Annotated in this window: 22 protein-coding genes; 19 read left to right on the plus strand and 3 right to left on the minus strand. The window is 61.7% G+C overall.

Going from position 1 to position 24,967, the window contains the following annotated elements; translation table 11 throughout:
* Positions 1–30: 30 nt before the first annotated feature.
* A complete protein-coding gene (locus FHW37_RS01535) occupies positions 31–540 on the minus strand; it encodes a flavin reductase (protein WP_145631686.1) in 510 nt (169 codons plus the stop codon).
* A gap of 240 nt (positions 541–780) precedes the next feature.
* Here FHW37_RS01535 and FHW37_RS01540 point away from each other — a divergent pair, with 240 nt between their 5' ends.
* From FHW37_RS01540 to argE, 9 genes are all read left to right on the plus strand, one after another.
* Entirely contained in the window at positions 781–3,093 is a 2,313-nt protein-coding gene (locus tag FHW37_RS01540; RefSeq protein WP_145631688.1) for a bifunctional salicylyl-CoA 5-hydroxylase/oxidoreductase, read from the plus strand.
* Positions 3,094–3,103: 10 nt separating this feature from the next.
* Positions 3,104–3,910 (plus strand): SDR family NAD(P)-dependent oxidoreductase, encoded by an 807-nt coding sequence (locus FHW37_RS01545; protein WP_145631691.1) that lies wholly within the window; start codon positions 3,104–3,106, stop codon positions 3,908–3,910.
* A 42-nt stretch (positions 3,911–3,952) separates the two neighbouring features.
* Entirely contained in the window at positions 3,953–4,399 is a 447-nt protein-coding gene (locus FHW37_RS01550; protein WP_145631693.1) for a cupin domain-containing protein, read from the plus strand.
* 39 nt (positions 4,400–4,438) lie between these two features.
* Positions 4,439–5,281, plus strand: coding sequence for an enoyl-CoA hydratase family protein (locus tag FHW37_RS01555; protein ID WP_145631694.1), 843 nt, complete (start codon positions 4,439–4,441; stop codon positions 5,279–5,281).
* Positions 5,281–6,456 carry an acyl-CoA dehydrogenase family protein gene (locus FHW37_RS01560; RefSeq protein WP_145631696.1) on the plus strand — a complete coding sequence of 392 codons (1,176 nt, stop codon included), beginning with the start codon at positions 5,281–5,283 and terminating at the stop codon, positions 6,454–6,456. The genes FHW37_RS01555 and FHW37_RS01560 overlap by 1 nt, the downstream gene beginning before the upstream one ends.
* An 8-nt stretch (positions 6,457–6,464) precedes the next feature.
* Complete coding sequence (locus tag FHW37_RS01565; protein WP_145631698.1) at positions 6,465–6,896, plus strand: acyl-CoA thioesterase; 432 nt, start codon at positions 6,465–6,467, stop codon at positions 6,894–6,896.
* Positions 6,874–7,269, plus strand: coding sequence for a RidA family protein (locus FHW37_RS01570; RefSeq protein WP_145633747.1), 396 nt, complete (start codon positions 6,874–6,876; stop codon positions 7,267–7,269). Before FHW37_RS01565 ends, FHW37_RS01570 begins: the two co-directional genes overlap by 23 nt.
* A 7-nt stretch (positions 7,270–7,276) precedes the next feature.
* Positions 7,277–9,238, plus strand: a complete 1,962-nt coding sequence (locus tag FHW37_RS01575) for a 3-hydroxyacyl-CoA dehydrogenase NAD-binding domain-containing protein (protein ID WP_145631701.1) — start codon at positions 7,277–7,279, stop codon at positions 9,236–9,238.
* 102 nt (positions 9,239–9,340) lie between these two features.
* Positions 9,341–10,495 carry an acetylornithine deacetylase gene (argE, locus tag FHW37_RS01580; RefSeq protein ID WP_145631703.1) on the plus strand — a complete coding sequence of 385 codons (1,155 nt, stop codon included), beginning with the start codon at positions 9,341–9,343 and terminating at the stop codon, positions 10,493–10,495.
* Here argE and FHW37_RS01585 read toward each other — a convergent pair whose 3' ends face one another.
* A complete protein-coding gene (locus FHW37_RS01585; protein ID WP_246690630.1) occupies positions 10,496–11,284 on the minus strand; it encodes an IclR family transcriptional regulator in 789 nt (262 codons plus the stop codon). It lies immediately after the preceding gene.
* A 106-nt stretch (positions 11,285–11,390) separates the two neighbouring features.
* Here FHW37_RS01585 and FHW37_RS01590 point away from each other — a divergent pair, with 106 nt between their 5' ends.
* The 10 genes from FHW37_RS01590 to FHW37_RS01635 all read left to right on the plus strand — a co-directional run bounded on the left by FHW37_RS01590 (position 11,391) and on the right by FHW37_RS01635 (position 24,115).
* Complete coding sequence (locus FHW37_RS01590) at positions 11,391–12,314, plus strand: polysaccharide deacetylase family protein (protein ID WP_145631708.1); 924 nt, start codon at positions 11,391–11,393, stop codon at positions 12,312–12,314.
* Between the two features lie 100 nt (positions 12,315–12,414).
* Positions 12,415–13,908 carry an ABC transporter substrate-binding protein gene (locus tag FHW37_RS01595; protein WP_246690631.1) on the plus strand — a complete coding sequence of 498 codons (1,494 nt, stop codon included), beginning with the start codon at positions 12,415–12,417 and terminating at the stop codon, positions 13,906–13,908.
* Positions 13,909–13,938: 30 nt separating this feature from the next.
* Positions 13,939–14,859 (plus strand): ABC transporter permease, encoded by a 921-nt coding sequence (locus tag FHW37_RS01600; protein ID WP_145631711.1) that lies wholly within the window; start codon positions 13,939–13,941, stop codon positions 14,857–14,859.
* Between the two features lie 11 nt (positions 14,860–14,870).
* Positions 14,871–15,728 carry an ABC transporter permease gene (locus FHW37_RS01605; RefSeq protein ID WP_145631714.1) on the plus strand — a complete coding sequence of 286 codons (858 nt, stop codon included), beginning with the start codon at positions 14,871–14,873 and terminating at the stop codon, positions 15,726–15,728.
* A 27-nt stretch (positions 15,729–15,755) separates the two neighbouring features.
* Complete coding sequence (locus FHW37_RS01610; protein WP_145631717.1) at positions 15,756–16,541, plus strand: SDR family NAD(P)-dependent oxidoreductase; 786 nt, start codon at positions 15,756–15,758, stop codon at positions 16,539–16,541.
* A 10-nt stretch (positions 16,542–16,551) separates the two neighbouring features.
* Entirely contained in the window at positions 16,552–17,547 is a 996-nt protein-coding gene (locus FHW37_RS01615; protein ID WP_145631719.1) for an ABC transporter ATP-binding protein, read from the plus strand.
* On the plus strand, positions 17,544–18,521 hold the full coding sequence (locus FHW37_RS01620; RefSeq protein ID WP_145631721.1) for an ABC transporter ATP-binding protein: 978 nt from the start codon (positions 17,544–17,546) through the stop codon (positions 18,519–18,521). Before FHW37_RS01615 ends, FHW37_RS01620 begins: the two co-directional genes overlap by 4 nt.
* Positions 18,522–18,554: 33 nt before the next feature.
* Complete coding sequence (locus tag FHW37_RS01625; RefSeq protein ID WP_145631723.1) at positions 18,555–20,912, plus strand: penicillin acylase family protein; 2,358 nt, start codon at positions 18,555–18,557, stop codon at positions 20,910–20,912.
* Between the two features lie 70 nt (positions 20,913–20,982).
* Positions 20,983–22,383: an FAD-binding oxidoreductase gene (locus FHW37_RS01630; RefSeq protein WP_145631725.1), complete on the plus strand. Its 1,401-nt coding sequence runs from the start codon at positions 20,983–20,985 to the stop codon at positions 22,381–22,383.
* A 298-nt stretch (positions 22,384–22,681) separates the two neighbouring features.
* Entirely contained in the window at positions 22,682–24,115 is a 1,434-nt protein-coding gene (locus FHW37_RS01635; RefSeq protein ID WP_145631727.1) for a family 16 glycosylhydrolase, read from the plus strand.
* A 180-nt stretch (positions 24,116–24,295) separates the two neighbouring features.
* Here FHW37_RS01635 and FHW37_RS01640 read toward each other — a convergent pair whose 3' ends face one another.
* Complete coding sequence (locus FHW37_RS01640) at positions 24,296–24,949, minus strand: cysteine hydrolase family protein (protein WP_145631731.1); 654 nt, start codon at positions 24,947–24,949, stop codon at positions 24,296–24,298.
* Positions 24,950–24,967: the final 18 nt, after the last annotated feature.

Below are 24,967 nucleotides of genomic sequence, written 5' to 3' on the forward strand. Positions count from 1 at the left end.
CCTGCCGCTCTTCAACGGGCCCGAAATCCGTCAACGAATATAGTGATACCGGCGGCGGAAATAGAGAAGCGCCTCGTCCTCTTCGGGACCATGCGCAACACCGACGACACGGCAGAACAGAACATGATGCGTGCCGCTCTCGACCGCATTTTCGACTTCGCAATCGAAGGAGACGATCGCGCCGTTGAGGCGCGGCGCGCCGGTGACGCCCGTCACCCATTCGCCTGAGGCGAATCGTTCCTGCTGCGGCGTCGAGCCGCCGAACAGTTTTGACATCGCCTCATGGCCCGATGCCAGCGTATTGACGCAGAGAACCCGGTTCTTCTCGAACATGCCGGCGACCGAACTGGAACGGTTGAGGCAGACAAGCAAGGTCGGCGGACGGTCGGTGACGCTGCAGACGGCCGATGCGGTAAAGCCCGCAAGCCCTCCCGGGCCATCGGTCGTCACGATATTGACCGCTGCGGCAAGCCGCGCCATGCCCTCGCGAAACGCCAGCCGCGTTGCTTCGACTTCGTCATTGATCGGATCGCTCGTCATTCTATCCCCAGTCCAGTCATTCCCGTTTCCGTCGTTCCCGCTTTCATTATTACGGGCAACGGTATTGCCGCTCGCAAAAGAACGGTCTGACATATGTGTCATCCACGCCTGATTTTGCAATGCCGCATGACGGTTGCGGCACATCATAGATTGCGCGAATTATCCGCTTGACGGGCCGATGCACAGCCATATAGTTTAAACTTAAAATAATAGGTGGAACGATTTCAGGAGGAATTGGGCATGCGCATCGTCTGTATCGGCGGAGGACCTGCAGGTCTCTATTTCGCGCTCCTGATGAAGAAGTTTCATCCCGAACATTCGATCTCGGTGGTCGAGCGCAACCGGCCTTACGACACGTTCGGCTGGGGTGTCGTTTTCTCCGACGCGACCATGATTTCGATGCGCGCCTGGGATCCGGAAAGCGCTGCCGAAATCGAGGAAGCCTTCAATCACTGGGACGATATCGAGCTCTTGTTCAAAGGCACCCGCCAGCGCACATCCGGCCACGGTTTCGTCGGCATCGGCCGCAAAAAGCTTCTGAACATTTTGCAGCGGCGCTGCGAGGCGCTGGGCGTCGAACTCGTGTTCGAGACGGATTCCGACGGGGATACGGATTATCCCGATGTGGATCTCATCATCGCCTCCGACGGCTTCAACTCAAAGATCCGCAACCGTTACCCGGAGGTCTTCGAACCCGATCTCGTCGTGCGCCCGAACCGCTATATCTGGCTCGGCACGAAAAAGCTGTTCGACGCCTTCACCTTCGATTTCCGCAAGACGGACCACGGCTGGTTCCAGGCGCATATCTACAAGTTCGACGAAAACACCTCGACCTTCATCGTCGAGACGACCGAAGAGGCCTATGAAAAACACGGCCTCGGCACTCTCGACCAGCAGGGATCGATCGATTTCTGCCAAAACCTGTTTTCGGAGGTTCTCGAAGGCGCCGAGCTGATGACCAATGCGCGGCACCTGCGCGGATCGGCATGGCTGAATTTCAACCGGCTGATCTGCGACAAGTGGAGCCATTTCAATGGCAATTCGCATGTCGTGCTGATGGGCGACGCCGCCCATACCGCGCATTTCGCCATCGGCTCGGGCACGAAGCTGGCGATCGACGATGCGATCGAGCTGACCAACCAGTTCAACAAACTTGGTCACTCCAAGGATAGCATCCCGGCGGTCCTTTCGACCTATGAGGAGATCCGCCGCGTCGATGTGGCCCGCATCCAGAATGCCGCGCGCAATGCGATGGAATGGTTCGAAGTGGTCGGCCAGCGTTATGCCGACACGCTGGAGCCGCCGCAGTTCATGTATTCCATGCTGACCCGCTCGCAGCGCATCAGCCACGAAAATCTTCGCCTGCGCGATCCCGTCTGGCTGGAAGCATACGAGCGCTGGTTCGCAGAAAAGAACGGTATCGAGATTAGTGGCAACGGCCGTGTCCTGCCGCCGATGTTCACGCCCTATTCGCTGCGCGGCACGGATCTGCCGAACCGCATCGTCATGTCGCCGATGGCGATGTATTCGGCAAAAGACGGGATGATGGACGACTTTCATCTTGTGCATCTGGGGTCTCGCGCGCTCGGCGGCGCCGGTCTCGTGTTTGCCGAGATGACCTGTGTATCGCCGGATGCGCGTATCACGCCCGGCTGCCTCGGCCTGTGGAACGACGAGCAGGCGGCGCAGTGGAAACGTTTCGTCACCTTCGTGCACGACAATTCCGCCGCCAAGGTCGGCATCCAGCTAGGCCATGCCGGCCGCAAAGGGGCGACGAAGCTTGCCTGGGATGGCATAGACCAGCCGCTGACCGAAGGTGGGTGGCCGCTGATCTCGGCTTCCGCCCTGCCCTATCTGAAAAACAGCCAGGTGCCAAAGGCAATGGACCGGGCCGATATGGACCGGGTCAAGGCCGACCATGTCCGCGCTGCGAAATATGCGGCAGACGCCGGGGCCGACTGGCTGGAGCTGCATTGCGCGCACGGTTATCTGCTGTCCAGCTTCCTGTCGCCGCTGACCAACCGGCGCGACGACGACTATGGCGGCAGCCACGAGAACAGGGCGCGGTATCCGCTGGAAGTATTTTCGGCGATCCGCGAAGTCTGGCCGCAGGACAAGCCGATTTCGGTGCGCCTGTCCTGCCATGACTGGTTCGAAGGCGGCAATACGCCGGATGATGCCGCGATCTTCGCAAGAATGTTCAAGGAGGCGGGCGCCGATCTGATCGACTGCTCGTCCGGTCAGGTCTGGAAGGAGGAAAAACCGGTCTATGGCCGTCTGTTTCAGACGCCTTTCTCCGACAAGATCCGCAACGAGATCGGCATTCCGACGATTGCCGTCGGCGCGATTTCGGAAGCCGATCAGGCCAACTCGATCATCGCCGCCGGCCGCGCCGATCTTTGCGCCGTTGCTCGCCCGCATCTCGCCGATCCGGCCTGGGTGCTGCACGAGGCGGCCAAGATCGGGCTGACCAGCATTGTCTGGCCGAAACAGTACCAGTCCGGCAAGATGCAATACGAAACCGGGCTTGCCCGTGCCGCGGCAGCAAAGTGAGGAGCAAGCCATGACCGCTGCCACTGGCAGACTTGCAGGTCGCCATGCGCTCGTGACCGGTGCGGGATCGGGCATAGGTGCTGCCATCGCCACCGCTCTCGTCGAGGCCGGTGCGCGGGTGACGCTGGCTGGCCGCCGGGCGGAGCCGCTGGAGGCGCTTGCGCATGAACTCGCCAAGACGTGGGGACACGACAAGGTCTGCGTCGCCTCGGGTTTCGATGTCACCAACACGGCAGCGATCGAGATCGGTCTCACGGCTGCACGCACCGCGTTTGGGCCGATCAATATCCTCGTCAACAATGCCGGCGAAGGCCCGAGTGCACCGTTCGAAAAGACCTCGCTGGAGATGTGGAACCATGTTCTAGCCGTCGATCTGACCGGCGTGTTTCAAGTGACGCAGGCGGTTCTGCCGGATCTGAAGGCCGCAGGTTCGGGCGCCCGTATCATCAACATCGCCTCGACGGCGGGACTGACCGGTTACGCCTATGTTTCGGCCTATGTTGCAGCGAAGCACGGTGTCGTCGGCCTCACCCGCGCATTGGCACTGGAACTGGCAAAGACCGGCATCACCGTCAACGCGGTCTGCCCGGGCTTTACCGATACGCCGCTGATCGCCCGCTCGATCGAAAACATCGTCGCAAAGACCGGCCGGACGGAAGAACAGGCGTTGAAGGAATTTACGAAGAACAATCCGCAGGGGCGGCTGGTGAAGCCTGAGGAGGTTGCAGACACGGTTCTGTGGTTGGCTTCGTCGGCCGCGCAATCGATCAATGGTCAGGCAATCGCGGTTGCCGGTGGGGAGGTCCTGGCCGGCTGATCGCCCGCCATGGGACAGGGATCAAGACAAGAGGAGAGCGACATGGAACTGGAAAAGGGCATTACCGAAAACGGCAGCGGTTATGAGGGCACGACCTGGAACATTCTGGGCCAGGTCTACTTTCCCAAAGCCGTCTCGGACGACACGTTCGCCTTCGAGACCAATAGCCTGCCGGGGCAGTTCGTGCCCGTCCATATCCACCCGACCCAGGACGAATTCATTCTCGTGCAGGAAGGTGAGATTGACCTGAAACTCGACGGAAACTGGGTCAAAGCCAAGGCCGGAGATCTGGTTCGCATGCCGCGCGGCATTCCGCATGGCTATTTCAACAAATCCGACAAGCCGTGCCGGGCGCTCTTCTGGGTCTCGCCCGCCCGCCAGCTGAAAGAGCTTTTCGAAGAGCTGCATGAAATGACCGACGTCGAGGAAATCGTAAAAGTTTCCGCCGCGCATGAGGTGGATTTCCTGCCGCCTTCCGCCAACGACTGACAGCGGGACAGTCGAGCTGAGAAACGGGAGGAGACAGGCATGAACGACGTGATGAATGGCATGAAGCAGAGCTTTCGCGACTACCAGCCAAAACACTTTCTCTGGGAAGTGAGTGAGGACGGCCGCGTCGGCACGATCCGGCTGAACCGGCCGGAGCGCAAGAACCCGCTGACCTTCGACAGCTATGCCGAGATGCGCGACCTGTTTCGCGATCTTGTTTATGCCTCAGACATCCGCGCCATCGTGCTGACCGGTGCGGGCGGCAATTTTTCGTCCGGCGGCGACGTGTTCGAGATCATCGAGCCGCTGACGGCAATGCCGATGCCCCAGCTTCTGGCCTTCACGCGCATGACCGGCGATCTCGTCAAGGCGATGAAGAAATGCCCGCAGCCGATCATCGCCTCGGTGGACGGTATCTGTGCCGGCGCCGGCGCGATCCTTGCCATGGCGTCGGACATGCGGCTGGCAACGCCGGAAGCGAAGACGGCCTTCCTCTTCACCCGCGTTGGGCTTGCCGGTGCGGATATGGGTGCCTGCGGGATCCTGCCGCGCATCATCGGTCAGGGCCGTGCCGCCGAACTGCTCTTCACAGGCCGTTCGATGAATGCCCGCGAGGGTGAGGCCTGGGGCTTTTTCAACGCGATCCATCCGGCCGACGTTCTTGAAACCGAGGCGAAAAAGCTTGCGCATTCGCTGGCCGATGGCCCGTGGTTTGCTCATACGATGACAAAAACCATGCTGAACCAGGAATGGGCGATGGGTCTCGACGAGATGATCGAGTCGGAAGCTCAGGCGCAGGCGATCTGCATGGCGGCCAAGGATTTTCGCCGCGCCTTCGAGGCTTTTGCGGAAAAGCGCAAACCCATCTTCGAGGGTGATTGATGGGCACCCCTACCACGCTTCAGGGGCCGCCGCGGGATTTTCTCGACTGGCCATTCTTCGACGACAGCCACAAGGCGCTGGCCGAAAAGCTGGATGATTTTGCGGCCTCCCGCGCGCTCGCGCAGATCGACCATGCGGATACCGACAAGGCCTGCCGCGCCATCGTCCGGTCGCTGGGCGAGGCTGGCCTGCTGGATGCGGCGACCGGCGCCGGAGGCAGCGTGCCGATCGACAGCCGCGCGGCCTGCCTGACGCGCGAAACGCTGGCCTGGCATGACGGGCTTGCCGATTTCGCCTTTGCCATGCAGGGGCTCGGCACGGGCGCGATCGGCCTTTCGGGGTCGGAAGAGCTGCGCCGCACGGTTCTGCCGAAGGCGCAGTCCGGCGAGTGGATCTCCGCTTTCGCGCTGTCGGAAAAGGATGCCGGTTCGGATGTCGCGGCCATGGCCTGCGCCGCCCGCAAGGACGGCGACCATTATGTGCTCGACGGCGAAAAGACCTGGATTTCCAATGGCGGCATCGCCGATGTCTATACCGTTTTTGCCCGCACCGGCGAGGCGCCCGGCACGCGGGGCATTTCCGCCTTCGTCGTGTTTGCCGACGATCCGGGTTTTTCGATCGCCGAGCGGATCGATGTGATCGCGCCGCATCCGCTGGCGACGATCCGGTTCGACAATTGCCGAATTCCGGCCTCGCGCCTGCTCGGCACGCCCGGCGAAGGGTTCAAGATCGCCATGCGGACGCTCGATATTTTTCGTGCTTCGGTCGCGGCAGCGGCGCTCGGATTTGCAAAGCGCGCGCTGGATGAGGCGACGGCTCATGCGAAAACGCGAACAATGTTCGGCAACCATTTGTCCGACCTGCAGATGACGCAGGCAGCGCTGGGCGAAATGGCAGCCGAGATCGATGCCGCGAGCCTTCTGACCTATCGCGCCGCATGGCGCCGTGACGTCCAGAACCTTTCGACCACCAAGGAAGCGGCGATGGCGAAGATGGTGGCGACGGAAAATGCGCAGAAAGTGATCGACCGCGCAGTGCAGATGTTTGGCGGCCGAGGGGTCCAAAAAGGCGAGATTACCGAAAGCCTGTATCGCGAGATCCGCGCGTTGCGCATCTATGAAGGGGCGACCGAGGTGCAAAAGCTGATCATCGCCCGCGAATTGTTGAAGGTGTGAGATCGGCCATGGCTTTTACCACCACACGCCGGCTGAATTTCGGGGATTGCGACCCTTCGGGCATCGCCTATTTCCCGTCCTACCTCAACATTCTGGTCGGCGTTTACGAAGAGTTTTTCGAGGCGATGGGTTTTGCCTGGCCGCAACTGATCAACGACCGAAAACTCGGTTTTCCGACGGTGACGCTCGACCTCACCTTCAAGAGCCCGGCCTTGCATGGCGACATGATGGATTTTTCGATTGCCGTCATTCACATCGGCAACAGCTCGCTCGATCTTCAACACACGGTGACGACCGGTGACCGCCTGCTCTGGACCGCCCAGCAGCGGCTCGTTGTCACCTCACATGAAACCAAGAAGGCCGTTTCCTGGCCGGACGATATGCGCCTTGCGCTGAATGAGCATTTGGAGAGACATGATGCACACAATCCTGCAGCCTGAAGGCTGGGCGAAGCCGATCGGTTATGCCAATGGCGTCGCCGCCACCGGAAGGCAGGTCTTTGTCGGCGGGCAGATCGGCTGGAACAGCCAGTGCCAGTTCGAGACCGATGATTTCGTCGCGCAGGTGCGCCAGACGCTTCAAAACATCGTCGCCGTACTGGCGGAAGCCGGCGCCGGGCCGCAGCACATTACCAGCATGACCTGGTATTTTGTCGACAAGGCCGAATATACCGGCAATCTCAAGGGCATCGGCCAGGTTTATCGCGAGGTCATCGGCAAGCATTTTCCGGCCATGGCCGCCATGCAGGTTCTGGCGCTGGTCGAGGATCGCGCCCGGATCGAGATCCAGGCAACCGCCGTCATTCCGGAATGATTTTTCGATGAGCGCGCCAATAGAGTTTTCCGCAACCGTATCCGGCACCATTCGGGATGGCGTGCTAATCGTCACCCTCGACAGTCCGCCCGTGAATGCGACTTCGGCAGAAGTTCGTCGCGGCCTGAAAGCCATGCTGGAATTCGCGGAAAGCTCTGCTGAAACCACGGCGATCGTGCTGACGGGTGCTGGCAAAACCTTTATCGGCGGCGCCGATATCAAGGAATTCGGCAAACCGGCGGAAGAGCCCACCTTGCCTGCCGTCATCGAGGCGATCGAGGCTTTTGGCAAGCCGGTGGTCGCGGCCCTGAACGGGGCCGCGCTCGGTGGTGGGCTGGAAGTGGCGCTCGCCTGCCATATCCGCATCGCATCGGCAGTGGCACAGGTCGGCCTACCGGAAGTCAAGCTCGGCATCGTGCCCGGCGCCGGTGGCACGCAGCGCCTGCCGCGGCTGACGGGGATTGCGGTTGCGCTGGAGCTGATCGCATCGGGCCGGATCGTCAAGGCATCTGAGGCCCGGGCGCTCGGTATCGTCGATGACGTTGTCGAAGGCGATCTCACCGAGGCTGCGATTGCCGTGGCGAAAGCGATGGTCGGAAAACCGCGGCGCCGGACGGGCGAACTTTCAGTAGCCGCTCTGGACCCGGCCGAAACGGAACGCGCATCGGCAAAAATCCTCGCCAAGGCACGAGGCCAAAAGGCGCCGGGCGAAGCCGTACGGCTCGTCCTCTCCGCCGCCCGCCCGCTGGCCGAAGGACTGGCGGATGAACGTGCTACTTTTCTTGCTCTCCGGGACAGTCGTGAGGCCGCAGCACTACGGCATGTGTTCTTTGCCGAGCGCGAGGCGGGCAAGGTCGCGGGTCTTGAAGGCGTCGAGCCTCGCGCCGTAGCCACGATCGGCATTTGCGGGCTTGGCCTGATGGGCAGCGGCATCGCCGTCGCCGCTCTTTCCGCTGGCTACCGTGTGATCGGTCTCGACCAAACCGCAGATGCAGCGGAAAAGGGCCGGGAACGCATCATCGGCCTGATGGAGAAAAACCTTGCCTCGGGCCGGCTTGATCAGGCCAGTTTCGATGCCCAGAAAGCCCGGCTTTCGGTGACAGCGAACGATGCCGATCTGAGCCCCTGCGACCTCGTCATCGAAGCGGTGTTTGACGATCTCGCCGTCAAGACGGACCTGTTTCGCCGCCTCGACAAGGTTTTGCGGCCGGACGCGATCCTCGCCACCAATACCAGCTACCTGAACCCCGACGAGATCGCGGCAGTAACGCAACATCCCGAACGCGTGCTCGGCCTGCATTTCTTCTCGCCGGCCCATGTCATGCGGCTGCTTGAAGTCGTCCGTTGCGCAAAGACTGCACCGGACGTGCTGGCGACCGGGCTTGCCGTGGCGAAAAAGCTGCGCAAGCTCGCGATCGTCACCGGCGTCACCGAAGGCTTCATCGGCAACAGCATCTTTTCCGCCTATCGCCGTGAAGCGGAATTCCTGCTGGAAGACGGTGCCATGCCGGAAGAAATCGACAGGGCGCTGGAGGATTACGGTTTCCCGATGGGCCTGTTTGCCGTCTACGACATGGCCGGCCTCGAAATCGCCTGGGCGCGCCGCAAGCGGCAGGCGGCGACCCGCGATCCTTCGGACCGCTATGTCGAGATCGCCGACCGGCTCTGCAAGGCAGGACGTTTTGGCCAGAAGGCCGGGCGCGGCTGGTATGTCTATCCAGAGGGCAAGCGCGTGGTCGATCCGGACGTGACCGCGATCATCGAGACGGCCAGAGCGAAAAAGGGCATCACCCCGCGCAGCTTCTCGCAGGCCGAAATCCTCGAGCGCCTTCTCGCCGCCATGGCGGCGGAAGGGCAGCGTCTGCTTGCGGAAGGGATCGCGGCAAGGGCAAGCGATATCGATCTGGTGATGATCAACGGCTACGGTTTTCCGGCCCACAAGGGCGGGCCGATGTTTGCGGCCGGCTGATTCTTCGGCAGTCCGGCAGGGCATTGAACATGCGGCGATATCGTCGCATGCTGGCGGACGGCCCTCGACGTCATATTTCTCCAGATATTGCCGGTGCTTTTTATGTCTTCCATTGCCGATATCACCCGTGAACTTGCCGATCTCGTTTCCTTCCCCACCGTCAGTGCCAGCTCCAATCTCGACCTGATCGACCATGTCGAAGCGCGCATGGCCCCTTTCGGCGCGCGGATGCGGCGCTTTCCGAATGCCGATGGCACCAAGGCGAATGTGCTGGTCAGCATCGGCCCGGAAGCGCCGGGCGGTATCGTCTTCAGCGGTCATACTGACGTCGTGCCGGTCGAAGGTCAGGCCTGGACGAGCGACCCATGGGTTTTGAAGGAAGCGAACGGCCAGCTCATCGGTCGCGGCGCGACCGACATGAAGGGCTTTCTCGCCTGCTGCATGGCCGCCGTGCCCGGAATCGTTGCAAAAAACCTCAAGCGTCCGGTGCATCTCGCCTTTTCCTATGACGAGGAAGTTGGCTGCACAGGTGTCGGCTCTATGGCGGAATGGATCGGACAGAGCGATCTGAAACCACGCCTTGCCGTAATCGGCGAGCCGACGCGCATGGATCTGGTCGCGGCCCATAAGGGCGGGCTGGTCGGCTGGTGCCGCATTCTCGGAAAACCCGGCCATTCCTCGCAGCCGGATCGTTATGTCAACGCGGTCATGGTCGGCGGCGAGATGGTGGCCGAGATCAACCGCATCCGCGAGGACATGCGCAACGGCCCGCGCTTCGAGGGCCTCGATCCGCCCTATTCGACCATCCAGGTCAACATCATCCGCGGCGGCACGGCGGGCAACATCGTTGCCGAGCGTTGCGACGTGCAGTGGGAGATGCGGATCATTCCCGGCGAAAGCGATCAGGCGGTGCTGGAGCGGATGAAGCATTTTGCCGCCGAAAAGCTAGAGCCGGCGATGAAGGCGATCGATCCGGCATGCGGCATCACTTTCGAGCTGCAGGCCCATATTCCCGGCCTCAAGCCGAATGATGATCCGACGCTCGATGCCGAACTGTTGCGCCTCCTCGGCAAGAACGAGGTCCACTATGTCTCCTATGGCACGGAGGCCGGCATATTCCAGATCGCCGGCGTGCCCTCGGTCATCATCGGTCCGGGCGATATCGCGGATGCGCACCAGCCGAACGAATCGATCGCGATTTCGGAACTCGAGCGCTGCGCCTCTTTCCTCGACAGGCTGACGGACAGCTGCTGCTGATCAGACCGCCGGGCGCTTTTCCGCAACCGGCACACGACGATAGCCGAGGGCTCGGCTGATTTCGTCGGCCGTATTGCGCAGCATCAGCAGCATCGCTTCGCGTCGTTCGAGATAACGGATCGTTGGGGCACCGAGATTGAGCGCCGCCGTGATGCTTCCATTGGCGTCGAAGACCGGCGCGGCGATGCCCGTCGAGCCGGTGACGAATTCCTGGTCGTTGATCGCGTAACCATCCCGGCGCACCCGCGCCAGCATGTCGCGAATGACGGTGGGATCCGTCACCGTGTAGCGCGTGTAGGAGAGGAACTGGACCCGCTCCAGATAATTGTCCAGCGCGTCCTTCGAGGCATGGGCAAGCAGGACCCGGCCGGTCGCGGTGCAATAGGCCGCGATCGCCGCGTCCAGGTTGATATCGTAACGCACGCCCTGTCGGCTAACGCTTTTTGCCAGCCTTCGGATGTCGCAATGAGCGTTCATCGTCGCCAGGATGATGGTTTCCCCCGATTCGTCGCGCAGCTTTTCCATGAAGGGACGTGCGGTCAGCACGAGGGGCTCCTCATGCCGACGGAAGGGAAAGCCGTGGCGGCTTGCCTCCACCAGCACGTATCGTCCGGCGGCGTCGCGAACCACATGACCGCGGGCGACTAGCGTCTGCACCAGACCATGGGCACTGCTTTTCGGGAAGGACATGCTGTGGACAATATCAGCCAGCGAAACGGCATCCCGCTGGGTGGCGAGATATTCCAGCAGATCGAGAATGCGCCCCGCGCTCTTTATCTCGGAGTTCATATATGTGAACGAAACCCCCATTGCTGACTACCGGTTCGGCTCATAACACTTCTGCCTAGAAACTTGCCACAACCTAAGACAGCATGCCGAAAGGGCGAATGTTTCCATGAACGCAGCCAATAAGCAAAATGATATCTCCGAACCCTGGACCTGGCCGGATAGTGTCTGGCAGCAGAAGGTACAGAAGGTGCGCGCAGGCCGCTCGCTGCGACCGGCAAAATGGAAAAACGGCGCGCGCATGGCAGTGGCAATCTCCTTTGATTCGGATCATGAGACGGTGGAACTGCGCAATGGCGGCGTTTCCTTCGGCAAGATGAGCCAGGGTCAGTACGGCGCCCGCGCCGGCTCGCCGCGTATCCTGCGCCTGCTTGAAAAATACGGCGTTCCGGCCTCGTTTTTCATGCCGGCCGTATCGGCCATGATCAATCCGGAAGAGGTGAAGACCGTCATTTCCGCCGGCCATGAACTGGCGATCCACAGCTGGATCCACGAATTCAATTCCCGCCTCGACGAAGAGACCGAACGCGATCTCGCCTTGCGCGCAGCCGACGAACTGGAGCGCCTTTCGGGCGTGCGTCCGGTCGGCATGCGCACCGCATCCTGGGATTTCAGCCCCTATACGCTAAAAATCGCCCGCGAAATGGGCCTTCTCTACGATTCCTCGCTGATGGCCGACGACGAGCCTTACGAGCTGCTGGAGGATGGCGAGCCGACCGGTATCGTCGAAATCCCGGTCGAATGGATTCGCGACGACGCGCCTTATGTGGCGATGGACCGGATGACCGGCACGCGCCCCTATGGCGGCCCGGCCATGGTTTTCGACATCTTTTCCCGCGAGCTGGAAGCCGCCTATGAAGAGGGCGGGCTTTTCCAGCTGACGATGCACCCGCATCACATCGGCCACCGCTCGCGCATCTTCATTCTCGAAGAGATCATCAGGCTCGCCCAGTCCAAGGGCGATGTCTGGTTCACCACGCATGCGGAGCTTGCCCGCTATTGCGCCGAGGAGGCCGACCTCTTCAAGTCCTGACAAACGATCCGGGCGCCTGTGCCATGGGAGGCTGCAGGCGCCATTTTCTATATTTTCTTCAGATATTTAATCATCACAAACAACAATGAGGGTAAGGGACATGTCTGTAAGATTAACATCCATCGCCGCGGTTCTTCTGACGCTTGCATCGTCAGCCGCTTTTGCACAGTCCAAGGACGCGCTGACGATCGATCTCTCCGGCGATGCCGCGACGCTCGATCCCCACCTGCAGTGGGACACCAACAGCTACAGCATCTACCGCAATATCTTCGACAACCTGCTGACCCGCAATCCGGCCGGCGAGATCGTGCCGCAGATCGCAAAATCGTGGAAATATGCGGACGACAAGACGATCGAATTCGAGATCCGTGACGACGTGACCTTCCAGGACGGCAGCAAGCTGACCGCCGAAGACGTCGCCTTCTCTATCAACCGCATCATCGACCCGAAGCTGAAGAGCCCGCAGCTCACCCAGTTCGACCAGATCTCCAAGGCTGAGGTCAGCGGTCCGAACAAGGTGACGATGACGACCAAGTCCGCCTATCCGGCGCTGCTCGCCCAGCTCGTCAAGCTTTCGATCGTGCCGAAGGCCTATGTCGAAAAGGTCGGCGACCAGGAATTCAACGCCAAGCCGCTCGGTTCTGGTCCCTACAAGCTTGCCAACTGGCAGAAGGGCGTTCAGACCGAACTGGAAGCCTATGGCAGCTACTGGCGCGTCAAACCGCCTTTTGCGAAGGTGACCTTCCGCACCGTGCCGGATGCTTCCACCCGTCTCGCTGACCTGAAGACCGGCAAGGCCGACCTGATCGGCGGCGTGACCCCGGATCAGGCAGCCGGCATGAAGAGCGAAACCGCGATCAAGGTTCTGTCGGCTCCGACCGAACGCGTCGGTTACCTCTATATCAACGCTGAGGCCGGCCCGACCAAGGATGTCCGCGTCCGTCAGGCGATTGCCTATGCAATCGACCGCAGCGCGCTGATCGAGGCCCTGCTGGCCGGTTACGGCAACCCGGTCAATATCGTCGGCGCCAAGCCGATCTTCGGTTACACCGACAAGGTCGAAGGTTATGCCTACGATCCGGAAAAGGCGAAGGCCCTCGTCAAGGAAGCCGGAGCCGAAGGCGCCAAGCTCGAATTTCTGACCTCGCCCGCCTATAACCGTGCGACGATCGAAGCCATCCAGCAGATGATCAACGAGGTCGGTCTCAATGTCGAAATCGCATCCAGCGACCAGGCGACCTTCCTCAAGCGCCGCCAGGGCGAACCGGCCAATGCTGGCAGCATGGCCTTCGGCGCCTGGTCCTGCGCCTGCCAGGATGCGGACGGGATCATCTTCCCGCTCTTCCGCAGCGGCAGCATCTGGGCAAAATACAAGAACCCGCAATATGACGCTCTCGTCGACGGCGCCCGCGTGACGCTCGACAAGAACGAGCGGTTGGCCAAGTACGAACAGGCCTACCAGATCCTGAAAGACGACGTGCCCGGCATCGGCCTTTATCAGGCTTTTGCGATCTATGGCGCCAACACCAAGCTCAACTGGACGCCCACCGCCAACGAGGCGATGTTCGTGACAGACATGAGCTGGCAGCAGTAAGCGCGACTAGATAAAGGCGGATCGAATACGATGTTGAGATATGCCGTCCAGCGGCTGATTCAGGCTGTCATTGCGATTTTCGGCGTGCTCACCATCGTGTTCGTCGTCATGCACTTTTCCGGCGACCCGACGCTTCTGCTCGTGCCGCCGGATGCCTCTGCCCAGATGATTGCGGAACTGCGCCACCAGCTCGGCTTCGACCAGCCGCTCTGGGTGCAATATCTGAATTACCTCGGCGGACTTATCCGCTTCGATTTCGGCCAGTCCGTCGTGCAGCGCATTCCCGCGATCGATATCGTCATGTCGCGCGTGCCCTATACGATGATGCTGGCCGGCGGTGCGATCGTCGTTGCGGTCGGTATCGGCATTCCGGCCGGGATCATGATGGCGACCCGGCGTGGCGGGTGGCTGGAGCGGGTGCTGACGGCCATCGTCGTCACCGGCCAGAGCGTGCCGACTTTCCTGTCCGGCATCCTGCTGATCTTCGTTTTCGCCGTCACCCTGCGCTGGCTGCCGACCTCGGGTTCAGGCGATTTCGCCTCGCTGATCATGCCCTCGGTGGCGCTCGGGGCGCTCTCCATGTCGACCTTCGCCCGCATGACCCGCATCTCGATCATCGACGAACTCGGCAAGGACTATGTGCGGGCCGGCCGTGCCCGCGGCCTTTCCATGGGCTCGGTCGTCACCCGTCACGTCCTGCGCAATGCGGCAATCCCGGTCATCACCATTGCGGCGCTCGAGATCGGTAACCTGCTTGCCGGCGCTGTCATCGTCGAGACCGTCTTCGCATGGCCGGGCATCGGCCAGCTCGCCATCCAGTCGATCCAGTCGCGCGATTTTCTCGTCGTGCAGGTGATCGTGCTGCTGATTTCCTTCGTCTACGTGCTGACATCGGTCGCCGCCGACTTCGTTTACGCGCTGGTCGATCCGCGCATCCGTCTGGCCCGATAGGAGAGATTTTCATGAACACAGCTCTCCTGACCACTCGCCTGCGTCGCGTGCCGATCTCTGTCATGATCGTCTGTCTGATCCTGACGATCATCGTCGTCCTCGCCATCCTGGCACCCTATGTGGCGCCGGTCGATCCGTCGAAACAGAACCTGCTCGGACGCCTGAAGCCACCGGGTTTCGAGCGCGGCGGCATCACCTACTGGTTCGGCACCGACGATCTCGGCCGCGATCTCCTGTCACGCACGCTTTACGGCGCCGGCGTCTCGCTGGGCGTCGCAAGCCTCTCGGTCGTCGTCTCGACCCTGGTCGGCGTCACACTCGGCATGGTCGCCGGCTGGTTCCGCGGCTCCGTCGAGATCGTCATCATGCGGCTGGTCGATATCATGATGTCGATCCCGGCCATTCTGCTTGCCGTGCTGACAGTCGCCGTGCTCGGACCGGGCTTTCTGAAACTCGTGCTGGTTCTCGGCCTCACCCGCTGGCCGCGGTATACGCGTGTCGCTTATGCCCAGACCCTGCAGGTCGCCAACCTGCCCTTCATCAAGGCGTCGGAACTGGCCGGTGCGGGAGCTGCGCGCATCCTCTTCCGCCATATCCTGCCGAATATCGCCGGCCCGATCCTGATCGTGGCAACGGCCGAATTCGGGTTGATGATCCTCATGGAGGCAGGCCTCTCCTTCCTCGGCCTCGGCATCCAGCCGCCGGCCGCAAGCTGGGGCGCGATCATGAGCGTCGGGCGCGAATATATCGAGCGCGCCTGGTGGATCGTCGCCTTTCCCGGCGCCTGCCTTTTCCTTCTCGTCTTTTCCGTCAACGTTCTGGGCGACTGGTTGCGCGACCAGCTCGATCCGCGTTCCCGCAGCCGCTGATTTTTCCGCATTTTCGAGGCTTTCACCATGGAATTTGAGAACAAGACCATCGTCATTACCGGAGCCGCCGGCATTTTCGGCCGCTGGATCGCCGCCTATTTCGCAAAGGAAGGCGCCCGCCTGTGTCTCAGCGACGTCCGCATGGACGGGCTTGAAAGAGCGGTGAGCGAACTCGGCCTCGACCGCTCCAAGGTCCTGCTGCACGCGACAGAGCTGACCAGCGACGCCTCGATGCTGGACCTCGTCGATCTCGTGAAGCGCGAGTGGAAGGCGCCGGATATTCTCGTCAACAATGCCGGCATCTATACCCGTTTCAGCCTGCTCGACATGGATATTGCCGACTGGGACCGCGTCTTCGGCGTCAACCTGCGCGCGCCCTTCCTGCTTTCCCGCGAAATGGCCAAGCTGATGATCGCGGAAGGCAAGGCCGGTTCGATCGTCAACATTTCGTCGGGCGCCTCGCGCAAGATGACGCAAAACGGCGTGCCCTATTGCACCTCGAAAACCGCGATCGACCGGCTGTCCAAGGGGTTTGCCATGGAGCTTGCGGAATATGGCATCCGCGTCAATGTCGTCGAACCGGGTTTTGCGCCGGGCAGCGAGGTCAGCGAACTTTCCGACGATTACGTCACCAACATGCTGAAGAATATCCCGCTCGGCCGCTCTAGTGGGCCGATGGATGCACCGGCGGCGATCGCCTATCTCTGCTCCGAAAAGGCCGGTTTCATCACCGGTGCCACGCTTGCCGTCGATGGTGGCAATTCGATCGGAACTTACAAGCGCCCAGAGCGCGACGCTGCCAAGGCCGGTTGAGGAGGACCTGATGGAGGTTTCGCCAAGCCCGCTTCTGACCGTCGACAGCCTGACCATCGATATCGCTGGCGCCCATGTCGTCGATGACGTCTCCTTCACCGTCGCACCCGGCAGGGTCATGGCTCTGGTGGGTGAATCCGGCTGCGGCAAGTCGCTCACCTCCTATGCCATGCTCGGCCTTCTGCCGCCCGCCGCCAAACGCACTGGCGGGCGGATCATGCTGGAAAACACCGATCTCGCGTGCCTGACGGAACGCCAGTTCCGCAAGGCCCGCGGCAAGGATATTTCCATCATTTTTCAGGAACCGAGCGCCTCGCTCGATCCGCTCTCGACGGTCGGCACGCAGATCGCCGAGGCGTTTCGCGCCCATCACGGTGGATCGAAGGCGGAGGCGTTCGAAAAGGCGCGGCAGATGCTGGTCGATGTCGGCATTCCCGATCCGAACCGCCGCCTGCACCAATATCCGTTCGAACTCTCCGGCGGCATGTGCCAGCGCATCATGATCTCGATCGCGCTGATTTGTGGTCCACGCGTTCTGGTCGCCGACGAACCGACGACCGCGCTCGACGTAACAATCCAGGCGCAGATCCTCGACCTGATGAAAAAGCTGGTCGCCGAGCGCGGCACGGCAATCGTGCTGATCACCCATGACATGGGTGTGGTTGCCGATATCGCCGACGATGTCGCCGTCATGTATGCCGGCCGGATGGCCGAAATCGCCCCGGTCCATGCGCTCTTCCGCGAACCGAAGCATCCCTATACGGCGCTTTTGCTTGCAAGCGTCCCGAAACTCGATCATGCGCCAAAGGCGGACCTGGCGACGATCGAGGGAATGGTGCCGACACCGAGCGAATTCGGTGTCGGTTGCCGCTTTCATGACCGCTGTCCTCTCTCGACCGACAAGTGTCGCAGCGAGGCCCCGCCGCTCTTCGATTGCGGCGACGGGCATCGCTCCGCCTGCTGGCATATCGACCGCATGGCGGAAATCCGCGCGGTGGCGGCATGAGCGAGCAAAAGAACGTTCTCGAAATCCGTGACGTCGCCGTGCATTTCGGCGGCAATGGCGGCCTCTTCGGCAAGTCCGGCGCGGTGGTGAAAGCCGTCAACGGTGTCACGCTGGATATCGTGCGTGGCGAGACGGTGGCGCTGGTCGGGGAATCCGGCTGCGGAAAATCCACGCTGTCCAACACGATCGTCGGCCTGCAGCAGCCGGTTGCCGGCAGCGTCAAAATCGGCGGCGAGGAAGTAGTCGGCGCCGACCGCAAAAAGCTGAACGACATCCGCCGCAAGGTGCAGATGATCTTTCAGGATCCGGCTCTGTCGCTCGATCCGCGTTCGACGATCGGAGCGACGATCGGCGAACCGCTGATCGTGCGTGGCGTCGCCAAGGGCAAGGCGCTGAAGGAACGCGTCGGCGCGCTTTTGGCCCAGGTGGGCCTGCGCCCCGAACACGCCGATCGTTACCCGCACCAGTTTTCCGGCGGCCAGCGGCAGCGAGTGGTGATCGCGCGCGCTCTGGCGCTCGAACCGGATCTCGTCATCTGCGACGAACCGGTTTCGGCGCTCGACGTTTCGGTACGCGCCCAGATCCTCAATCTGCTGGTGGCGCTGCAGAAGCGCACAGGCGTCTCTTACCTGTTCGTGTCTCACGATCTCGGCGTCGTCCGGCATATCTGCGACCGCGTCGTCGTGATGTATCTCGGCCGGTTCGTGGAAATCGCCGATCGCGACACGTTCTTCGCCAATCCGAAGCATCCCTATACAAAAGCCCTGATGTCGGCCGTGCCGGAGGCCGATCCGGAGGTGCAGCGTTCCAAGGAGCGCCTTATCCTCGGCGGTGAGCTTCCGAGCCCGGCCAACATTCCCTCCGGCTGCGCTTTCCACACGCGCTGTCCGCTGGCGACGGAAATCTGCGGCCGCGAGCGCCCGGAACTGACTGTGCGGGACGACGGCGCCCGTGTGGCCTGCCATCACGCCTGAACGACCAAGACGCCGCAACGAAAAGAGACTGCCATGAGCGATACCCCCGTCAACGAAACGATCGAACTTGCGGGTCTCGATGCCGCGGCGGAAATCCGGGTCGATCGCTGGGGCATTCCGCATATCCGGGCGGAGAACGAAAAGGACCTGTTCTTCCTGCAGGGGTTTAACGCCGCCCGCGACCGGCTCTGGCAGCTCGATCTGTGGCGCAAGCGCGGCCTCGGCCTGCTCGCCGCCGATTTCGGCCCCGGTTATCTCGCGCAGGACCATGCCGCCCGGCATTTCCTCTATCGCGGCGACATGGCGGCCGAATGGGTGTCTTACGCGCCGGACACAGAGGCGATCTGCACCGCCTTCGCGACCGGCATCAACGCCTATATCGCGCTTTGCGAGGCGGAGCCCGCACGCCTGCCGCCGGAATTTGCGGTCTTCGGCACAAAACCGGCTCGCTGGCAGCCATCGGATGTCGTCCGCATCCGCAGCCATGCGCTGACCCGCAACGGCCTGTCGGAAATTTTGCGCGCCAATATCATGGCCCGCACGGATGCCGAAACCGATCTCCTGCGCTTCGAACTCGATCCGCCGGTGATACCGGAACCCGCCGAGGGCATTGTGCTTGCCGATATCCCGATGGCCGCGACACGCCTGTTCAAGCTCGCGACCGCCGCTGTCACTTTCGACAAAGCGCGGCTGGCTGCCGGGATCGACGACATCTGGAAATGGACCGAGCTCACCGATCTCGGCGACATCGTCCAGGCCGTCGCCGAACAGGGTTCCAACAACTGGGCCGTCCATGGCTCACGCACGGAGACGGGCCGCCCAATCCTCGCCAGCGACCCGCACCGCGCCCATGCCGTGCCGTCGCTGCGTTACCTCGTCCATCTCGAAGCCCCGGGCTTCAACGCGATCGGCACCGGCGAGCCGACCGCACCCGGCATCTCGCTCGGCCACAACGACCGCAACGCCTTCGGCCTGACAATTTTCGGTGCCGATCAGGAGGATGTCTATATCTACGAGACGAAGGACGGCGATCCCGACTCCTATCGTTATGGCGAAGGTTACGAGAAGATTGGGCGGATCGAAGAGAGTTTTGGCGTCAAGGGTCATCCCGACCAGACGCTGACCTTGTCCTTCACCCGCCACGGGCCGATCCTCCACGAAAATCCGCAAAAGCGGATCGCCATCGCCATGCGTTCGGTCTGGCTTTCACCCGGCTCGGCCGCCTATCTCGGCAGCCTGTCCTATATGCGCAGCGGCTCGGTAAAAGAGTTCGCCGAAACGCTCGGGTCCTGGGGTACGCCTTCGGTCAACCATGTCAGCGCCGACGTAACGGGCGATATCGGCTGGTTCACAGCCGGCTTCACGCCGGTGCGGCATAACTGGCAGGGCCTGCTGCCTGTACCCGGCGACGGCAGTTACGAATGGGACGGCTTTTTGCCTCCCGACCAACTGCCGCGCAAATACAATCCGGCGGAAGGTTTCGTCGCCTCCGCCAACGAGATGAACCTGCCGAAAGACCGTGATCCAGCCGCGCCGTCGATCGGCCATGAATGGGCCGAGGTCAGCCGCGCCGAGCGGATCAAAACCGTTCTGGCCAATGATCCGCGGCACACGCTGAAGGCCTCGATGGACCTGCAGACGGATGTCTATTCCCGTCCGGCCGCCATCATTTGCGGGCTTCTAGGAGAGGTCGCCAAAAAGCATGCGCTGGATGCAGTGCAATTGCATGCTTCTGCGCTTCTCGATGGTTGGGATCACCGACTGGAAGCCACAAGTGCGCCAGCGCTGCTCTTCGAAGTCTGGTGGATGAAACACCTGCGCCCCGGTCTTCTGGCACGTTTTGCACCCGACCCGGTCGTGCGGCAATTGCTGCTGCCCGGCGATGTCGATCGCATGCTTTCGCTTCTGGCCGAACCCGGCGCCCATTGGCCAGCATCGGAGCGTGACGCCCTGCTGCTCTCGACCCTTTCGGCAGGCTTTGCCGATTGCGAGCGTCGGCTCGGGGCCGATCCCAAGGCGTGGCGCTGGGGCGATCTGCATCGCGCGCTCTTCGAACACGCGACGGACCGGACCAGGACGGAGGATCGCGGCGCATGGAATGTCGGTCCGCTTTCGGTGGGCGGCAGCCGTTCCACGCCGATGCATGCGGCCTATCGTGTCGGTGATTTCGGCGTCAATTCCGGCGCCTCGGTGCGGCTCGTCATGGATGTCGGCTATTGGGACAACAGCGTCTGCATCAATGCCCCCGGCCAGTCGGGCGATCCGCGCTCCAGCCATTATGCCGATCTTTCCGGCCTATGGGCGAAAGGCGACTATGTGCCGCTTCTCTACAGCCGCGAACGGATCGCGGAAGAGACGCACGCACTGATCACCCTGCTTCCGAAGCGCTAGAAAAGAGCTAAGAAGAGCGGCCGACAACAAGCGTATCCCCGAGTCGGCGCGATCAGGCAGGAATGCAGATATGACAATGGATCTGGCTTCGGATTTGATGGCGGCCTTGCGCGCGGCGATCGGCGACGATTTCGTCAAGCAGGGAAGCGACATTCCCGTAAAACATTGGTCCGATGCCACGGAAATGACGCCGGTCTGCCCGAAAGCGCTTCTGCTGCCCGGCTCGACGGCCGAGGTTTCCGCCGTTCTTGCCTTGTGTTTCAAGGCCGGCCAGCCGGTTGTGATCCAGGGCGGATTGACCGGCCTTGCCGCCGGTGCGCAGCCGCAGGAAGGCGAGATCGCGCTGTCGCTACAGCGCCTGAATGGCATCGAGGAGATCGACATCGAGAGCCGCACGATGATCGCCTTTGCCGGAACGCCTTTGCACGTCATTCACGAGGAAGCGCAGAAAGTCGGCCTGCATTACGGCGTCGATCTCGGCGCCCGCGGCAGCTGCACGATCGGCGGCAATGTCGCCACCAATGCCGGCGGTGTCCAGGCCGTGCGCTACGGCGTGACGCGCCGCAATGTGCTGGGCCTCGAAGCCGTACTGTCGGATGGTACGGTGCTGACCGGCCTCAACAAGATGCTGAAGAACAATACGGGTTATGACTGGCCGCAGCTGATGATCGGCAGCGAAGGCACGCTCGGCGTCATCACCCGTGTGTCGCTGTCGCTCTCCCCAGCCCCGCCCGCATTCCAGACCGCACTTTGCGCCGTTTCCGGCGTGGCGGATGCCGCCGCCGTTCTCGGACGGCTGGAACAGATTTTTCCCGGCCGGCTCGTCACCTTCGAGGGCATGTGGCGGGAATATATGGATGTGACCGCAAAGCTCGGCACATTGGCGGAACCCTTTGCCGAACGGCCCGAAATCACGCTGCTGATCGAAGCTGCCCTCGGCGACGGACAGGAGGGGCAGGATCTGCTGGCGGAAGCGCTTTCGACGCTGATGGAAGAAGGCCGTGTTCAGGACGCGGTGCTTGCCCAGTCGCTGCAGGACCGCCAGCGTTTCTGGGCCTATCGGGAAGCCAATTACGAATTCCACCACATCATGCCCGCCGGCGAACATTTCGACATCAGCCTGCCGATGAATGTCATGGACGCGGCGATTGCGCATATGCGGGCGGCAACAGCATCTGAAATGCCGGGCAGCACGTTTATCGCTTATGGCCATATGGCAGACAGCAATCTCCACCTTGCCGTCTATCCGGACGCATCCGCAAACGATGCCGCCGGCTCCAAAGCGATCGTTTATGACGCCGTCGGAATGTTCAAGGGCAGCATATCGGCCGAACACGGCATCGGCATGCTGAAGCGGCCATACCTGTCACGCAGCCGCACGCCTGCGGAACTCGCTCTGATGAAGAGCCTGAAACAGACTTTTGACCCTGCCGCCATTCTCAATCGCGACCGGATTTTCGCCGCCGGCTGATCAGCCAGAATACGACCGGCGACAGCAACCCCGACGACGCTCCTTTGTTTTCAGTTCAATTCCCGGCTGCTGATATTGCGGTACCAGACGGCCGGGGACCATTTTTCTGCGTCCAGAACAAGCCTTGCAAGTCAGGCGCTTAGCGTCCCGGCGACGGCTCAGTTTCGAGCCGTTGTCAGATCTCGCAATAGAACCGGATATCCGCAACCCGTAAAATACGGGCATCGACCTTGGCCAAGGACGGTTTGGAGGAGACGCATCCGGGAGGACTTTCAGCCACGACAAAAAGGGGCTTTCGATGACCAAGACCGTTTTGAATGCAGTCGGCGACACGCTCTATTACAGCGGCGATCCTACAGCCTGGTTTTCCGCCACGGGTTCCGGCCCGACCCTTGCCGGTTCTGCCGGTAACGACGCCATGTATGGCAACAGTGCCGTCAATGTGACCATGAGCGGCGGCACAGGCGACGACGTTTATTACCTCTATTCGAGCATCAACCGCGCCGTCGAATCCGCCGATGGCGGCATCGATACGATCAATACCTGGATGAGCTATACGCTCCCCGACAATATCGAAAACCTGACCGTCACCGGGGCCGGCCGTTACGCCTTCGGCAACAGCCTCGACAATATCATCTCAGGCGCTGCCGGTACCCAGACGATCGATGGCGGCGCCGGCAATGACGTGCTGACCGGCGGCGGTGGCGCCGATATCTTTATCGTCACCAAGGGCAATGGCAGCGATCTCATTACCGATTTCGGTGCCGACGACACGATCCGCCTCAACAAATACGGCTTTACCTCCTTCGAACAGCTCAGCAGCCATTTCACCCAGGAGGGCGCCAATCTGCGGCTGGATCTGGGGGACGGCGAAAGTCTGCTTCTCGCCAATACCAGCGCCGACCAGCTGAGCGAAAGCCAGTTCCAGCTGCCGCTCGACCGTTCGCACCTGACCCAGACCTTTGGCGACGAGTTCAACAACCTCTCGCTGTTCAACGGCACGAGCGGGACATGGGATGCGAAATTCCCCTGGGCGCCCACGGAAGGGAGCTCGCTTCCGACCAATGGCGAGCTGCAATGGTACGTCAACCCGGCCTATGGCCCGACCGCATCCGCCAATCCCTTCTCCGTGTCGAACGGCGTGCTGACGATCACCGCCAAAGATACGCCGGATGCACTGAAGGATACGGTTGGCGGTTACGATTATACGTCAGGGCTGCTGACCACCGCCTCCACATTCTCCCAGACCTACGGTTATTTCGAAATCCGCGCCGACATGCCGACCGATACGGGCGTCTGGCCGGCCTTCTGGCTGCTTCCGGAAGACGGTTCCTGGCCGCCGGAACTGGATGTGGTCGAAATGCGCGGACAGCAGCCGAACACGGTGCATGTCTCGGCCCATTCCAATGCGACAGGCCAGCAGACAACGCAGACTTCGGCCGTTCAGGTGCCGAGCACGGACGGGTTCCATACTTACGGGGTGCTGTGGGGCGAGGACGAGATCGTCTGGTACTTTGACGATGTCGCGATCGCCCATGCCGATACGCCGGACGACATGCACAAGCCGATGTACATGCTGGTCGATCTTGCCGTCGGCGGCGTGGCCGGGACACCGCCGAATGGGCTGCCGAACGGTTCGAAGATGCAGATCGATTATATTCACGCCTATTCGCTGGATGATCCGTCGGTTGCGACGATGGTGAGCAGCAGCGCGCAGGATGGGCTGGTTTGAGCTTCGAGGTAAGGGGCTGAAGCCGCTCCTTACCTCATTCCTGTGCTTGTCACAGGAATCTAGCCAGCCCAAGTCCTTGGGCTGGAAGGACTCTTTTAGCCGCGCAGACGCGCGGCTGCTGGATTCCTGTCACAAGCACAGGAATGAGGTCGAGGAGACTTTTGTGCGTTCTGGGAGCATTCAGACAGCCACCTTCAGCCCAACCCACGACCGCTCCACATCGGCGAGCTCGACCACATTGGCAAACGACCACGCCATGCCAAACAGCGAATAATGATTGCGCTCGGCCAAAAACTCGGCGACCGCATCTTTGACCACGAACGTCCCGTAATCCCGCTGCCCCGCATCACGCACTGTCGACTCGACGCAGATATTCGTCGTGACGCCGCAGACGATCAGGTTGCGGATGCCCATGCCGGTCAGGACCGGTTCGAGGCGGGTGCCGTAAAACGCGCTAGGGCGGGATTTGTCGATGATGACCTCGTCCGGCCGCACATTCAGCTCGGCGATCAGCTCGACCTCTTCGGTGCCGTAACCCAGCGAATTGCGGGCCTTGCGCTCTTCCGGGTTCGCCCCGTATTTGCGCCCGAGATCGACCATGCCCGGCGAATAGACGTAACGCGTGAAGATGACCGGCACGCCCTGCGCCCGCGCCAGATCGACCAGCTTCACCGTGCCGGGTATCGCGGCACGCAGTGGCGAAACGTCGATCCCCGCCCGGCCGAGCGAGTCATTATTGTTGAAAAAGGCCCGCTGCATGTCGATCACGATGACGGCCGTATCGGCTTTCGGCAGATCGCCATTGTACATGCGGATGGGGTGGAGCTCGCTCATCTGAAAACTTTCCGAATT

It is taken from the genome of Neorhizobium alkalisoli, from assembly GCF_007829835.1.
Classification (GTDB): Bacteria; Pseudomonadota; Alphaproteobacteria; order Rhizobiales; family Rhizobiaceae; genus Neorhizobium.

Coding starts and splice junctions, on each gene's coding strand:
- FHW37_RS01535 (WP_145631686.1), bottom strand. CDS start 540: ATGACGAGCGATCCGATCAATGACGAAGTCGAAGCAACGCGGCTGGCG.
- FHW37_RS01540 (WP_145631688.1), top strand. CDS start 781: ATGCGCATCGTCTGTATCGGCGGAGGACCTGCAGGTCTCTATTTCGCG.
- FHW37_RS01545 (WP_145631691.1), top strand. CDS start 3,104: ATGACCGCTGCCACTGGCAGACTTGCAGGTCGCCATGCGCTCGTGACC.
- FHW37_RS01550 (WP_145631693.1), top strand. CDS start 3,953: ATGGAACTGGAAAAGGGCATTACCGAAAACGGCAGCGGTTATGAGGGC.
- FHW37_RS01555 (WP_145631694.1), top strand. CDS start 4,439: ATGAACGACGTGATGAATGGCATGAAGCAGAGCTTTCGCGACTACCAG.
- FHW37_RS01560 (WP_145631696.1), top strand. CDS start 5,281: ATGGGCACCCCTACCACGCTTCAGGGGCCGCCGCGGGATTTTCTCGAC.
- FHW37_RS01565 (WP_145631698.1), top strand. CDS start 6,465: ATGGCTTTTACCACCACACGCCGGCTGAATTTCGGGGATTGCGACCCT.
- FHW37_RS01570 (WP_145633747.1), top strand. CDS start 6,874: ATGCACACAATCCTGCAGCCTGAAGGCTGGGCGAAGCCGATCGGTTAT.
- FHW37_RS01575 (WP_145631701.1), top strand. CDS start 7,277: ATGAGCGCGCCAATAGAGTTTTCCGCAACCGTATCCGGCACCATTCGG.
- argE (WP_145631703.1), top strand. CDS start 9,341: ATGTCTTCCATTGCCGATATCACCCGTGAACTTGCCGATCTCGTTTCC.
- FHW37_RS01585 (WP_246690630.1), bottom strand. CDS start 11,284: ATGAACTCCGAGATAAAGAGCGCGGGGCGCATTCTCGATCTGCTGGAA.
- FHW37_RS01590 (WP_145631708.1), top strand. CDS start 11,391: ATGAACGCAGCCAATAAGCAAAATGATATCTCCGAACCCTGGACCTGG.
- FHW37_RS01595 (WP_246690631.1), top strand. CDS start 12,415: ATGTCTGTAAGATTAACATCCATCGCCGCGGTTCTTCTGACGCTTGCA.
- FHW37_RS01600 (WP_145631711.1), top strand. CDS start 13,939: ATGTTGAGATATGCCGTCCAGCGGCTGATTCAGGCTGTCATTGCGATT.
- FHW37_RS01605 (WP_145631714.1), top strand. CDS start 14,871: ATGAACACAGCTCTCCTGACCACTCGCCTGCGTCGCGTGCCGATCTCT.
- FHW37_RS01610 (WP_145631717.1), top strand. CDS start 15,756: ATGGAATTTGAGAACAAGACCATCGTCATTACCGGAGCCGCCGGCATT.
- FHW37_RS01615 (WP_145631719.1), top strand. CDS start 16,552: ATGGAGGTTTCGCCAAGCCCGCTTCTGACCGTCGACAGCCTGACCATC.
- FHW37_RS01620 (WP_145631721.1), top strand. CDS start 17,544: ATGAGCGAGCAAAAGAACGTTCTCGAAATCCGTGACGTCGCCGTGCAT.
- FHW37_RS01625 (WP_145631723.1), top strand. CDS start 18,555: ATGAGCGATACCCCCGTCAACGAAACGATCGAACTTGCGGGTCTCGAT.
- FHW37_RS01630 (WP_145631725.1), top strand. CDS start 20,983: ATGACAATGGATCTGGCTTCGGATTTGATGGCGGCCTTGCGCGCGGCG.
- FHW37_RS01635 (WP_145631727.1), top strand. CDS start 22,682: ATGACCAAGACCGTTTTGAATGCAGTCGGCGACACGCTCTATTACAGC.
- FHW37_RS01640 (WP_145631731.1), bottom strand. CDS start 24,949: ATGAGCGAGCTCCACCCCATCCGCATGTACAATGGCGATCTGCCGAAA.